The 12,960-nt window shown below is 68.2% G+C and carries 10 protein-coding genes; 3 read left to right on the top strand and 7 right to left on the bottom strand.

The genetic code is table 11. From position 1 onward, the window contains the following. The first annotated feature begins 6 nt into the window (after positions 1 to 6). The gene (gene glpD / locus SF06_RS01985; protein WP_039559656.1) at positions 7 to 1,512 is read left to right on the top strand and encodes a glycerol-3-phosphate dehydrogenase; all 1,506 of its coding nucleotides are present in this window, start codon (positions 7 to 9) and stop codon (positions 1,510 to 1,512) included. Positions 1,513 to 1,745: 233 nt separating this feature from the next. On the opposite strand, the gene metE is transcribed toward glpD, so the two are convergent. From metE to SF06_RS01970, 3 genes are all read right to left on the bottom strand, one after another. Continuing rightward, positions 1,746 to 4,040, bottom strand: a complete 2,295-nt coding sequence (gene metE / locus SF06_RS01980; protein ID WP_039559655.1) for a 5-methyltetrahydropteroyltriglutamate--homocysteine S-methyltransferase — start codon at positions 4,038 to 4,040, stop codon at positions 1,746 to 1,748. 250 nt (positions 4,041 to 4,290) lie between these two features. Then, on the bottom strand, positions 4,291 to 4,626 hold the full coding sequence (locus SF06_RS01975; RefSeq protein ID WP_027591649.1) for a YajD family HNH nuclease: 336 nt from the start codon (positions 4,624 to 4,626) through the stop codon (positions 4,291 to 4,293). Positions 4,627 to 4,718: 92 nt separating this feature from the next. Then, positions 4,719 to 5,273, bottom strand: a complete 555-nt coding sequence (locus SF06_RS01970) for an O-antigen ligase family protein (RefSeq protein WP_027591648.1) — start codon at positions 5,271 to 5,273, stop codon at positions 4,719 to 4,721. A gap of 130 nt (positions 5,274 to 5,403) precedes the next feature. On the opposite strand from SF06_RS01970, the gene SF06_RS01965 reads away from it, so the two are divergent. Continuing rightward, complete coding sequence (locus SF06_RS01965; RefSeq protein ID WP_027591647.1) at positions 5,404 to 5,835, top strand: universal stress protein; 432 nt, start codon at positions 5,404 to 5,406, stop codon at positions 5,833 to 5,835. 35 nt (positions 5,836 to 5,870) lie between these two features. Here SF06_RS01965 and SF06_RS01960 read toward each other — a convergent pair whose 3' ends face one another. Beyond that, positions 5,871 to 6,302 carry a group II truncated hemoglobin gene (locus tag SF06_RS01960; protein WP_027591646.1) on the bottom strand — a complete coding sequence of 144 codons (432 nt, stop codon included), beginning with the start codon at positions 6,300 to 6,302 and terminating at the stop codon, positions 5,871 to 5,873. Positions 6,303 to 6,394: 92 nt separating this feature from the next. Here SF06_RS01960 and dgt point away from each other — a divergent pair, with 92 nt between their 5' ends. Beyond that, complete coding sequence (dgt, locus tag SF06_RS01955) at positions 6,395 to 7,861, top strand: dGTPase (protein WP_039559654.1); 1,467 nt, start codon at positions 6,395 to 6,397, stop codon at positions 7,859 to 7,861. Positions 7,862 to 7,952: 91 nt separating this feature from the next. Here dgt and SF06_RS01950 read toward each other — a convergent pair whose 3' ends face one another. From SF06_RS01950 to SF06_RS01940, 3 genes are all read right to left on the bottom strand, one after another. Beyond that, positions 7,953 to 10,091 (bottom strand): methyl-accepting chemotaxis protein, encoded by a 2,139-nt coding sequence (locus SF06_RS01950; protein ID WP_039559652.1) that lies wholly within the window; start codon positions 10,089 to 10,091, stop codon positions 7,953 to 7,955. Between the two features lie 161 nt (positions 10,092 to 10,252). Continuing rightward, complete coding sequence (locus tag SF06_RS01945; protein WP_039559651.1) at positions 10,253 to 11,848, bottom strand: ATP-binding protein; 1,596 nt, start codon at positions 11,846 to 11,848, stop codon at positions 10,253 to 10,255. A gap of 123 nt (positions 11,849 to 11,971) precedes the next feature. Beyond that, a complete protein-coding gene (locus SF06_RS01940; RefSeq protein WP_027591408.1) occupies positions 11,972 to 12,679 on the bottom strand; it encodes a response regulator in 708 nt (235 codons plus the stop codon). Positions 12,680 to 12,960 lie beyond the last annotated feature (281 nt).

Here is a 12,960-nt window from a genome sequence, read left to right as displayed (position 1 = left end):
CGTGGCATGAACGAACCCTGCGAAGACCCCTACGACCTGGCCGTGATCGGCGGTGGCATCAACGGTGTCGGCATTGCCGCCGACGCCGCCGGACGCGGCCTGAAGGTCTACCTCTGCGAACAGCACGACCTGGCCAGCCACACCTCCTCGGCGAGCAGCAAACTGATCCATGGCGGCCTGCGCTACCTGGAACACCGGGAGTTCCGCCTGGTGCGCGAAGCGCTGGCCGAACGCGAAGTGCTGCTGGCCAAGGCGCCGCACATCATCAAGCCGCTGCGCTTCATCCTCCCGCACCGCCCGCACCTGCGCCCGGCCTGGATGATCCGCTTCGGTCTGTTCTGCTACGACCACCTGGGCCGCCGGCGCACCCTGCCCGGCTCGCGCGCCCTGCGTCTGGGCGCCGACAGTCCGCTGCGCCCGGACATGACCCGGGGCTTCGAGTACGCCGACTGCTGGGTGGACGACGCCCGCCTGGTGGTGCTCAACGCGATGGCCGCCCGCGAGCGCGGCGCCCGGTTGGACACCCGCACCCGCTGCCTGTCCGCCCAGGTCCGCGATGGCCTCTGGTATCTGGAACTGCAGCGCGTCGACGGAAGCCGTTCGGTGGTGCGCGCCCGCGCGCTGGTCAATGCCTGCGGCCCCTGGGTGGCGGATTTCCTTCGCGACGGCTTGCATCGCCAGCCACGCCACGGCGTGCGCCTGGTGCAGGGCAGCCATATCGTGGTGCCGCGCCTGTACCCCGGCGAGCAGGCCTACATCCTGCAGAACGAGGACCGGCGCATCGTCTTCGTCATCCCCTGGCTGGAGCGTTTCAGCCTGATCGGCACCACCGACCGCGAGTACCACGGCGACCCCGAGCAGGTGCGCATCAGCGAGCAGGAAACCGAGTACCTGCTGGACGTGGTGAACCGGCATTTCCGCCAGCCGGTGGAGCGCGACGACATCCTGCACAGCTTTTCCGGCGTGCGTCCGCTGCTCGACGACGAGTCCGGCGACCCGTCGGCGGTGACCCGCGACTATTTCCTCGAGCTGCACGGCGCGGCTGATCAGGCTCCGTTGCTCTCGGTGTTCGGCGGCAAGCTGACCACCTACCGGCGCCTGGCCGAGTCGGCCCTGGAGCTGCTCAAGCCCTGGCTGCGAGACATGGGCCCGCGCTGGACCGCCGGCGCGCCATTGCCGGGCGGCGAAGAGATGAGCGACCCGCAGCGCCTGGCCGCGCAACTGCTCGACCAGGCGCCCTGGCTGCCAACCGACCTGGCCCGGCGCTGGGCGGTCAGCTACGGCAGCCGCAGCTGGTGCTTGCTGGGCAGCGCAACGGGGCTGGGCGATCTGGGCGAACACTTCGGTGCCAACCTGTACGCCCGGGAAGTGGACTACCTGCGTCGCGAGGAATGGGCGCAAACCGCCGAGGACATCCTCTGGCGGCGCAGCAAGCTGGGGCTGTTCCTCGACCCGGAACAGCACGCGGGGCTGGAGGCCTACCTGCAGCGGGAGCCGTTGAGGATGCGCTGACCGGACATGCGCTGCCAGCGGTGGACAAGAAAACCGTTGTCCACCCTACGCGGCTGAGCCGTAGGGTAGACAACGGCGAAGCCTTGTCTGCCGCCGGTGCGCACGCAGCCCGGGCCGGTGGAAAATCGCTACGCGAGTTTTCCACCCTACGGATTGAGATCACGTGCGGGGCCGCTGGTGGACAAGCAAGAGGTTGTCCACCCTACGCATCGGTCGGGATCCACCCGCCAGCCTCAGCCCGCGTGCCGCTCACGCAGCCGGCGCGCCGCCGCCACCATGTTCACCAGCGCGGCCTCGGTCTCGGGCCAGCCGCGGGTCTTCAGGCCGCAGTCCGGGTTGACCCACAGCCGCTCGACCGGAATGCGCTCGGCGGCCTTGCCCAGCAGCGCGACCATCTCCTCGACGGTCGGCACCCGGGGCGAGTGGATGTCGTACACGCCCGGGCCGATCTCGTTCGGATAGTCGAAGGCGCGGAACGCCTCCAGCAGTTCCATCTGCGAGCGCGAGGTCTCGATGGTGATGACATCGGCGTCCATCGCAGCGATGGAAGCGATCACATCGTTGAACTCGCTGTAGCACATGTGGGTGTGGATCTGCGTCTCGTCGCCCACGCCGCTGGCGGTCAGCCGGAAGGCCTCGGCGGCCCAGTCCAGGTAGGCCTGCCAGCGGGCCTTGCGCAGCGGCAGGCCTTCGCGGAAGGCCGCCTCGTCGATCTGGATGACGCGGATGCCGGCGGCCTCCAGATCGCACACCTCGTCGCGGATCGCCAGCGCCAGTTGGCGCGCCTGCTGTTCGCGGGATATGTCGTCGCGCGGGAACGACCACATCAGCATGGTCACCGGGCCGGTCAGCATGCCCTTCATCACCTTGGCGGTCTGCTCCTGGGCGTAGCGGATCCATTCCACGGTCATCGGCCGCGGCCGGCTGATATCGCCGTAGATGATCGCCGGCTTCACGCAGCGCGAACCGTAGCTCTGCACCCAGCCGAAGCGGGTGAAGGCGTAGCCGTCCAGCTGCTCGGCGAAGTACTCGACCATGTCGTTGCGCTCGGCCTCGCCGTGCACCAGCACGTCCAGTCCCAGCTGTTCCTGCACCCGCACCGCGTGGCGGATCTCGGCGCGCATGGCTGCGGCATACTCGGCCGCCGGTAACGTCCCCTGCCTGAAGGCCTGGCGTGCCTGGCGGATTTCGGCGGTCTGCGGGAAGGAGCCGATGGTGGTGGTCGGGAACAGCGGCAGTCCCAGGTGCTCGCGCTGCGCGGCGATGCGCCAGGCGAACGGCGACTGGCGCCGGCTGTCCTCGGGGCGGATGGCCGCCAGACGCGCCTGCACCGCCGGATCGTGGATGCGTGGCGAGGCCGCGCGCGCCGCTTGCACGGCGCGGCTGTCGGCCAGCGCCTGTTGCACGCGCGCCGACTGCGGATCACGCAGGGCCTCGGCCAGCACGGCGATCTCCGCACATTTCTGCACGGCGAAGGCCAGCCAGCCCTTCAGCTCGGCATCCAGCCGATCCTCGCGGGCCAGATCGACCGGGCTGTGCAGCAGCGAACAGGAAGAGCCCACCCACAGCCGCTCGCCCAGGCGCGCCTGCGCCTGCTCAAGCACGGCCAGGGCCTTGTCGAGATCGGTGCGCCAGACGTTGCGGCCATCGACCACGCCCAGCGACAGCACCTTGTAGGCCGGCAGCCAGTCGAGCACCACCGGGAACTGCTCGGGAGCGCGTACCAGGTCCACGTGCAGGCCATCCACCGGCAGGCCAGCGGCCAGCGCCAGGTTGTCCTCCAGGCCGGCGAAGTAGGTGGCGATCAGCTTCTTGCCGGGCTCGCGCTGCAGCAGGTTGTAGGCACGCTCGAAGCCGGCCTTCCAGGCCTGCGGCAGGTCGAGGCCGAGGATCGGCTCGTCGATCTGTACCCAGTCCACGCCCAGCGTCTTCAGGCGCTGGAGGATTTCTCCATACACTGGCAGCAGGCGTTCCAGCAGGTCGAGGCGCTCGAAGTCGCCGCCCTTGCACTTGCCCAGCCACAGATAGGTCAGCGGGCCGATGATCACCGGCTTGACCGCATGGCCCAGCGCACGGGCTTCGGCGACTTCCTCGAACAGCTGCTCCCAGCTCAGCCGGAACGTCTGGTCGGCGGTGAACTCGGGGACCAGGTAGTGGTAGTTGCTGTCGAACCACTTGGTCATTTCCTGGGCATGGGCGCCGCCGCAGCAGCCGCCGCTGACACCGCGCGCCATGGCGAACAGGGTGTCCAGGCTCGGCAGGCCGCCATCGTGGGGGCGGAAGCGCTCGGGGACCACGCCGAACATCAGCGAATGGGTGAGCACCTGGTCGTACCAGGCGAAATCGCCGACCGGCAGCAGGTCGATGCCGGCGTCCTTCTGCAGTTGCCAGTGTTCGGCGCGCAGCTGGCGGCCGACCTGGCGCAGGCCGGCCGCGTCCAGCGCGCCCTTCCAGTAGGCTTCGAGGGCTTTCTTCAGCTCGCGGTCGCGGCCGATGCGGGGGAATCCGAGGGTGTGGGCAATAGCCATCTGTGCTCTCCAGTAACCGTGGCCGGCATTCTCGGCGCGCTGGAAAGCTGAAACAAACTCAAGATTCTATTGAGCAACACGAAATTAATTCATGAACGTAGGGCGCTCCGCGCTTTATCGGGCCGCCGATCGAGGCCACGCGGGGACAATCCATGGTTTGGTGTTCCGCCGTGGTCATCGCGGCCGACGCCGCTACGTAGGGCGGACAACGCCGTTCCTGTCCGCCGTTACGCGCACAGGCTGGCGTGAGTTACTTCTTCAGCAGATCCGCCAGTCCGGCGAAGGCCTTGAAGGTTTCCTTCGGACCCTTGTCGCCGCCCGGGGTGGCCTCGGCGAAGTACTGGTTGTCGGTATAGCGCGAGTGCTCGTTGTCGTGGCAGTACAGGCAGAGCAGCTCCCAGTTCGAGCCGTCCTCGGGGTTGTTGTCGTGGTTGTGGTCCTTGTGATGGACCGTCAGCTCGCTCAGGCGCTTGCCGGAGAATTCGCGGGCGCAGCGGCCGCACACCCAGGGGTACATCTTCAGGGCCTTTTCCCGGTAGCCCTGCTCGCGCTGGCTGTAGGGAATGTTCGATTTGCTGGTGCTCATGCGCAGTGCTCGATCAGGTGACGGAAACCGCCGCCCGGGCGGGGGGCGGCGGCTCTAGTTGACGTCTCTCGGCCGGCGGCGTCAATCCGTCTTCAGATCATCTTGCGCAAGCGGTTCAGACGTTGTTGGCCGGCGCTCAGCCAGTGCGGCAGTGCCGGGCCGGTGCCGGCCTCGCGCAATCCGGCGTGGCGCGCCATCACCACGCGCAGGGGCACCTCCTGCTCCGGCTCCACGTCGACGAACAGCACATGGCGACCCTCCTCCAGGGTTTTCTGCAGGGCCTGAAAATGCTGGTTGCGCCGCTGGAAACCGAAGAAACCGCTCTCCCACACCGAGAAACCGAACAGCACCAGCGCCAGGAACACGAACGGCGCCCAGCCGGCGCGGGTGGCGGTCCAGCCGGCCCACCAGGCCACCAGCAGCACCAGCACGGCGAGCGCCAGGCCGACCAGCGCGCCGCGCCAGCCCAGGTTGAACACGTCGGTCTTCATCACCGAGGGCACGCCATGCACCCGGTGCCGCTCGAGCTCTGCGTCCTGCTCGCTGAGCACGTGGATCTGCTCCGTGGGAATGCCGCTGGTTTCCAGCTCCCGTTCCAGGAGCTCCAGCTCATCGAGGGTGTCGCTGATGTAGTAGTGGCGGTTCATAGAGGCCTCCCAGAGCGGTTGCGAAAGCCTCCCTGCGGCAAATCGACACGCGGCCATGCCCAGCCCGCGCTCACGGTCGGACAGGCCGCTGGACTATCCTGTGCCTATAGACACAACAGGAGACGGAATAATGCGCAACGTACTGGTGGCATTCGACGGGTCGGACAGTTCCAAGCGGGCAGTCCAGTACCTGATCGACTTCGCGCGCGAACATTCGGCCACGCTGAACGTGCATCTGCTCAACGTGCAGCAGCCGCCCATCGTTTACGGCGAATACGTGACCGGTGAGCTCATCGAGCGCATGGAGCAGTCGGCAACCAGCCAGGCCCAGCACCTGCTCGACTGGCCGGCCGCGCAGCTGCAGGCCGCCGGCATCACCCATAGCCGCCACACCGCACAGGGCAACATCCCCGAGCAGATCGGCCTGGCCGTCGAGAAGCTGAGCTGCGACACCGTGGTGATGGGCACCCGGGGCCTGGGCAACTTCTCCGGCCTGCTGATGGGCTCGGTCGCCACCCGCGTGGTGCATGAAGTGCCGGTGCCGGTGCTGCTGGTGAAGTGATCGAGAGGGCCGACAAATCGTCGGCCCTTTTTGGTTCAGGGCTGCTCGCCGCGAGCCGCCAGACTGGCCTGGTGCACCCGCTCGGCCGGTACCCGCAACTGGGTCAGCAGGTACTCTGCGAAAGCCGGCGCATAATCCTGCCGCGCAATGGCCCAGGCCATGCAGGCCAGCCAGGCTTCCCGCTCCTCTTCACCGACCCGCCAGCGCGTGTGGAACGCCGGGATGCTGATCGGCCCGAAGCGCGCCGCATATTCCCTCGGCCCGCCCAGCCAACCGCTCAGGAAGGTCGCCAGCTTGTCCTTGGCCAGCTCCAGCGACTCGGGGTACAGCTGCCGCACGCAGGCGGCTTCGGGCAGCGTGTCCATCGCCCGATAGAAATCCTCGACCAGGCGCCGCAGGCCGGCCTGGCCGCCGGCGGCCTGGTAGGACGCGTCACCGACGCCGAAAACAGGGGTAGCAGTGTTCATTGAGTGTCCCGCTCAAAACAGTCAGGGGCGCATGGTAGAGTCCCGGCGTCGCTCCACCAACCGGTTCGTCCGCCTTGCCTTCGGAGATGCCCATGCCCGCTGCGCCCGACTTCCGCCAGACGCTGTCCGCCCAACGCCCCTACGAACGCCGGGCAGCGAGCGACGACCTGGCCTACCTGATCGACCAGCTGGAAAGCGATCGGGGGCGCATTGTGCACAGCGCGGCGGTGCGCCGCCTGCAGCAGAAGACCCAGGTGTTCCCGCTGGAACGCAACGCCGCCGTGCGCAGCCGCCTGACTCATTCGCTGGAGGTGCAGCAGACCGGTCGTTTCATCGTGCGCACCCTGTACAAGCAGCTGGGTTCGCGCGCGGCGGACTACGGGCTGGACGGGCTGGAATCCGTGCTGGAAAGCCTGGTGGAGATGGCCTGCCTGCTGCATGACATCGGCAATCCGCCGTTCGGGCATTTCGGCGAGTTCGCCATCGGCGAATGGTTCGAGCGCAACCTGGATACCCTGCTGGACGCTGCCCTGCCCGGCACCGCTGCGCAAGAGGAGCGGGTGGCCCGGCTGCTGCACGACCTGAAGACCTTCGAGGGCAACGCCCAGGGCATCCGCCTGGTGTTCCGCCTGCTGCGCCTGAACCTCACCTACAGCCAGACCGCCGCCATCCTCAAGTACGTGCGCTGTGCGGACACGCCCCGTCCGCCCAGGGGCACGCCTGGCGCCTACCTGCACAAGAAGCCCGGCTTCTATGTGTCCGAACAGGCCTTCATCCAGGACCTGTGGGCGGCGCTGGGACGCGCACCGGGAACACGTCACCCGGCCGTGTACATCATGGAAGCGGCCGACGATATCGCCTACTGCCTGGCGGACATCGAGGACTCGGTGGAAAAGGGCTTCTTCGATCTCGACCAGCTGGCAACCGCGCTGCTGGCCCGCTACCGGGAACTGGCCGACCCGGAGTCGCCCCTGGATGGCGGGCAATCCTTCCGCCAGCGCCTGGACTACGCGCTCAAGCGCGCCGGCCAGGAGCCGGTCAACCCGACCGACGAGTTCTTCATCTGGCTGCGGGTGAACATGATCCACCCACTGGTGAAGCACGCCGCCGCGCAGTTCATCGCGCAGATCGAGGCCGTGCATGCCGGCACGCTGGACCGCGCCCTGCTGGAGGACGGCAGTGCCGAGGCGGCCATCGTGCAGACCTTCAAGAGCGTGGCCGCCGACAAGGTGTTCTGCCACCGGGAAGTGGAGACCCTGCATCTGCAGGGTTATCGCATCCTGCAGGGACTGCTGGATTTCTACGCGCCACTGCTGCGGGCGCGGGCCGAGGAGTTTCGCGCGCTGGCCGCCGGCCGGCCATGCGGTTCGCCGCTTTTGCAGATGCTCACGCGCCGCCTGCCCAGCCAGCTACTGCGTGCCTACCTGGCGGCGGTGGAGGAAAGCGCCGGCGAGCCGCTGTGGGAGTTCTACCACCGCTGCCGGCTGCTACAGGATTTCGTCAGCGGCATGACCGACCAGCTGGCGCAGGACGAGTACCACACGCTGGCGGCGTTGTAGGGGAGCCACTCCCACAAACCCGGCCGCCCCGGTACACCGCGGCGGTGCCCGACGGCGGTCCTGGCCGCCGTCGCAGCGCGGCGTCACCTGCCTACGCCTTGAACTGGTCCATCAGCGCCTGTTGCTGGTTGGCCAGGCCGTTGAGGGTCTGGCTGATACGTGCCGACTCCTCGGCCTGGCCGGTGAGGGTTTCGGTCACGCCGCGTACGCCGGCGACGTTGCGACTGATCTCATCGGCCACTGCACTCTGTTCCTCGGCGGCGCTGGCGATCTGCAGGGTCATATCGTGGATCACGCCGACCGCCTCGCCAATGCGACCGAGCGCCGTGACCGCCTCGGCCACCTGGCCGACGTTCTCCTGGGCCTGTTCGAAGCTGTCCTTCATCGAACCGGCCAGGCCGCGGGTATCGGTCTGCAGGGTCTCGATCACCGACTGGATCTCGCCCACCGACTCCTGGGTGCGCTGGGCCAGGCCGCGCACCTCGTCGGCCACCACCGCGAAGCCGCGTCCGGCCTCGCCAGCGCGGGCCGCCTCGATGGCAGCGTTGAGCGCCAGCAGGTTGGTCTGTTCGGCAATGCCGCGAATCACCTCCAGCACGCTGCCGATCTGTTCGCTGTTGGCGGTCAGCCCGCTCATGTGCTGCATGGCGCCATCCAGATCGCGCATCAGCGTCTCGAAATCGCGGGTGGTGCGGGCAATCACCTCGCGGCCCATGCGCGAGGCCTCCTCCGCGCCGCGGGTGGCCTCGGCGGCCTTGGCGGCGTTGCTGGCCACGTCCTGGGCGGTGGCGCTCATTTCCTGGGCGGCGGTGGCCAGCATGTCCACTTCGCGGAACTGGCGCTGCATGCCCTCGTTGGTCTGCGACGCCAGCGCCAGCGACTGGTCGGCGGTGGCGCGGGTCGCCTGCGCCGCCTGCTTCACCTCGGCGATGATCGGCTGCAGCTTGTCGAGGAAGCGGTTGAACCAGCCGACCAGCGTGCCCAGCTCGTCCTGCCGCGCGTAGTCCAGGCGGCGGGTCAGATCGCCCTCGCCGCTGGCGATGTCCTTGAACATGTCCGCCACGGCGAGGATCGGCCGGGTCACGCTGCGCGCGGTCAGCCAGATCAGCAGCAGGCCGACGCCGGTGGCCAGCAGGCCGAGCATCAGCGACACCAGGCTGTCGCTCAGCCGGCGCTGGTCCAATTGACGCTCCAGGTCGAGCACCGGGGCCTGCACGATGCGCTGGGGAATCTCCAGCAGCACCGACCACGACGGGCTGTCGGGGATGGGCGCGAAGGGGTGCATGACCTCCAGCATCTCGCCGTACTGGCTGACCCGCGGCCGGCCCTGGGCGATGCGCTGCAGCAGGTCATCATGGCCCGGATAGGCGGTCGCGAAGCCCTCGCCGAGCAGCCCGGCGTTGCCGCTGTAGCCGGCCAGCAGGCCTGCGGTACTGATCACGCCCATGTGGCCCTGGCCGCCATACAGCGTCTGGTTGGCGGAGCTGGCCAGCGTCTGCAGGCGGTTCAGGCTGATGTCCACGCCGAACACCCCGACCACCTTGCCGTCGCGCAGCAGCGGGAAGGCAATCGAGGTCATGAGGATGTTCTTGCCGTCCACCGCGTCCAGGTAGGGATCGATCACGCACACCCGCTGGCGCTCGTGCGGACAGCGGTACCAGCTGTTGTAGGGCAGGCCGTTCTTGCCGGGCGTGGCGTCATTGATCAGCGCTTCGCTGATGGTCTCGTGCTCCAGCGTCTCGCCGTCGCGGGACCAGTAGATGCTGAAACGCCCCGTCTCGTTGGCGCCGAACTCGGCGCGCTCGGCGAACAGCGCGTCCTTCTCGTCCAGCGCATCGGGCTCGAAGACCAGGTAGAGGCCGAACAGGTCCGCGTTGTTCTGCAGCGCGTTACCGGCCAGGCGAACGAGGTCTTCACGCAAATCGAACGCGCTGTCCATGCGGGCAATGGACTGTTCGCGCATCAGCTGCACCTGGCCGAGGATGCCGCTGCCGTACTGATAGGTGTCCATGAACAGACGCTGGATGCGCAGTGCCTGGGTCTGGCCATAGGCGCTGATGCGCTCGCCGGCCGCCTCCTGCAGCATGGCGCTGCCGGCCTCCTTGACCAGCACGCTACTGCGCTGGGTCTGCTGCAGCGAGGCGCCGATCAGCACGGCAACGATCAGCACCAGGCACAACCCCGCCAGCAGGGTGATTTTCCAGGCAATGGACAGACGCGAAGGGGACATGGCCAACAACTCCCTAACAGGACCACTTTTTTCCTGGCCGAACTCCACCAGGCCTTTCGGGGTTATCGGCACCCTTGGCCGTCACCTGAGCGAATCGGGTGCATTGACGTCATTTTTTTGTAACACCAGCCCCGCCGCGGTGCGTCATCTCCTGCCTGCGCTCAGGCTCGCGCCTGGCGGCGCGGCCAGGTCAACGTGAAACGGGCGCCGCCCAGCGTGCTGCGGCCCACCGAGGCGCGCCCGCCATGCCAGTGGATGATGCGCCGCACGATGGACAACCCCAGACCGTGGCCGCCCAGGGAACGGGCGCGACTGTCATCCAGGCGCAGGAAGGGCGTGAAGATGCGCTCCCAGGCCTCGCGGGGCACGCCGGGGCCGTCATCCTCGACATCCACCCGGCAGACGTCGCCGGCAATGCTGTAGTTCACCCGCACCCGTCGCTCGGCATGGCGCAGGGCGTTGCTGACCAGGTTGAGCACCGCCCGTTGCAGATAACGCGGCTCCGCTTCAATCAGCCCGCCATCGGGCGCCGGGCGCCAGACGCCGCGCTCCAGACGCACCTCGACGCGCAGCGGCGACGCCTCGTCCATCACCCGCTCCAGCAGCGCCGGCAGATCGACGTCCTGGAAATCCAGCTGCGGCGAGCCCTGCTCCAGACGGGCGTAGACCAGCATCTCGTCGACCAGACGGTCCAGCTCCTGGATGTCGTGGTCCATGCCGGCCAGGTACTTGCGCCGCTGCGCCGCGTCCTCGCTGTCCTCGACCATCTCCAGGCCGAAGCGCAGACGCGCCACCGGCGTGCGCAGCTCGTGGGAGACGGCGCGCACCATCTCGCGCTGCACGCTGATCAGCCGCTGCACGTGCTCGGCCATGGCATTGAAGGCCGCGGCCAGCCGCCCCACCGAGTCGCCCTCGCCTTCCGGCACCCGCGCCTCCAGCTTGCCGGCGGCGATCCGCGTGGCCGCCGCCTCCAGGCCGCGCAGGCGGTATTCCAGGCGGCGCACCAGGGCGTACAGGGTCAGGCCGATCAGGCTCAGCCCGAGCACGGTGAACAGCACCAGCAGTTGCGGCGGGTAGGGATTGAGCGGGTACAGCGGGCCGATCTCCAGAATCCACGGCGTATCGACCTGGCCGACCATCACGCGGATCGAGTCGCCGCCCCTGGCCAGCGCCATCACCGTATCGCCCTCGACCAGGCGCCGGCGCTGGTCGGCGTCCAGCTCCATCTGGTCCATGGCGCGCAGGTGCACGGGGTAGCCGAAGCCCTTGGCCTCCGCCAGCTCGGCCAGGCGCTGGCGCTGCTCGGGGGCCGGGTAGCGGCGCAGCTCGTCGCTGATCAGGAACAGCGTGGCGCGCGCCAGCTGCTCGCTGACCTGCTCCACGGTCGCGGTGAGCACCAGACGCTCCTTCTCGCTGACCAGGCTGTAGATCAGCGAAGGATTCAGCCGCTCGACCAGCACCTGACCGCGCAGCAGGCGCGTGCGGCCACGGCTATCCAGCTGCACGTCGGCCAGGCTCTCCAGATGCAGCGGCGTGCCCAACAGTCGCCCCCATAGCGCCATGGCGCGGGTGCGCTCCACCGCGTCCATGCCGGCCAGGTTGTCGGCCATCAGCCGGAACGAGCCCTGGGCCAGGCGCTCGCGGTAGTGGTCGTGGCGCAGCGCGTTGACCAGCTGAAGACTGCCCACCGCCAGCAGTGCCACCAGCACCAGGGCGGCCAGCATGCCGGCGTAGATACGCAGGAAGATGGAATTCACAGGGCGCGTTCCTGACCAGAATGGGCAGGAGTCTAACCGGCCTGCCCCGCAAGGGGGATCGTAGGGTGAACAACGCTTTTCTTGTCCACTGCCACACCGCTGCGGCGGCGGCCGGCCGCCGAATCAAAGCTCCTCCGCCACCTCGCGCACGAACAGGTAGCCCTTTCCGCGGATGGTCTTGATCAGGCGCGGGGTGACCGGGTCGTCGCCGAGCTTGGGGCGGATGCGGGAGATGCGCACGTCGATGGAGCGGTCCTGGCCGTCGTATTCGATGCCGCGCAGCTGGGTGAAGATCTCCTCGCGCGACAGCGTGCGTCCGGCGTTGAGCGCCAGCAGCCAGAGCAGGTCGAACTCGGCGCCGGTCAGGTCGACGCGTTCGCCGCCCAGGGTGGCTTCGAGGCGCGCGTGGTCCAGCTGCAGCGAGCCAAAGCTCAGGCGCTGCACCGCCTCGGCGGGCGCCTCGTGCCGGCGCAGCAGGGCGCGGATGCGTGCCAGCAGCACCACCGGACGCACCGGCTTGCACACATAGTCGTCGGCGCCCATCTCCAGGCCCTGCACCTGATCGAGGTCGTCGGTACGCGCGGTGAGCATCAGGATCGGGCCGTCGTAGCCCTGTTCGCGCACCCGCCGGCAGATGGAAAAGCCGTCCTCGCCCGGCAGCATCAGGTCCAGCACCACCAGCGCGGGACGCTCGGCGAGGATCTGGTTGACCGCCCGCCGGCCATCGGCCTGCACGCTCACCGCCAGCCCCTGGGATTCGAGGTAGTCGCGGGTCAACTCCGCCAGGCGGGCGTCATCCTCGACGATGAGGATGTGACAGCGGTCCGGCATGACATCTCTCCTTGGCTTGCGAATGGCCGGCATTGTATCGGGTTTGCCGCGCCGGGCCGACACGGCCCTGGCTTGCCAGTGAGCGGCTTCGGCCGCGATCAGGGCGCACCTTGAAAAGCACTGAGGCTGACGCGGCTCCCCCGGGTTTCCCCGCCACTACATATAGGGGGAGAAATCCCTCACAAAACGATGAAAAGCGCTGAGCGAGCCGCCATGCCCATTGCAGCGGGGTGTGCAAAGGAAACCCACAGGCTTATCCACAGAAGGGCTCGGCGGGGTGG

The organism is Pseudomonas flexibilis, from assembly GCF_000802425.1.
Lineage (GTDB): Bacteria > Pseudomonadota > Gammaproteobacteria > Pseudomonadales > Pseudomonadaceae > Serpens > Serpens flexibilis.
Note: the sequence above shows the minus strand (reverse complement) of the source record. Positions and strands in the feature narration are given on the sequence as shown.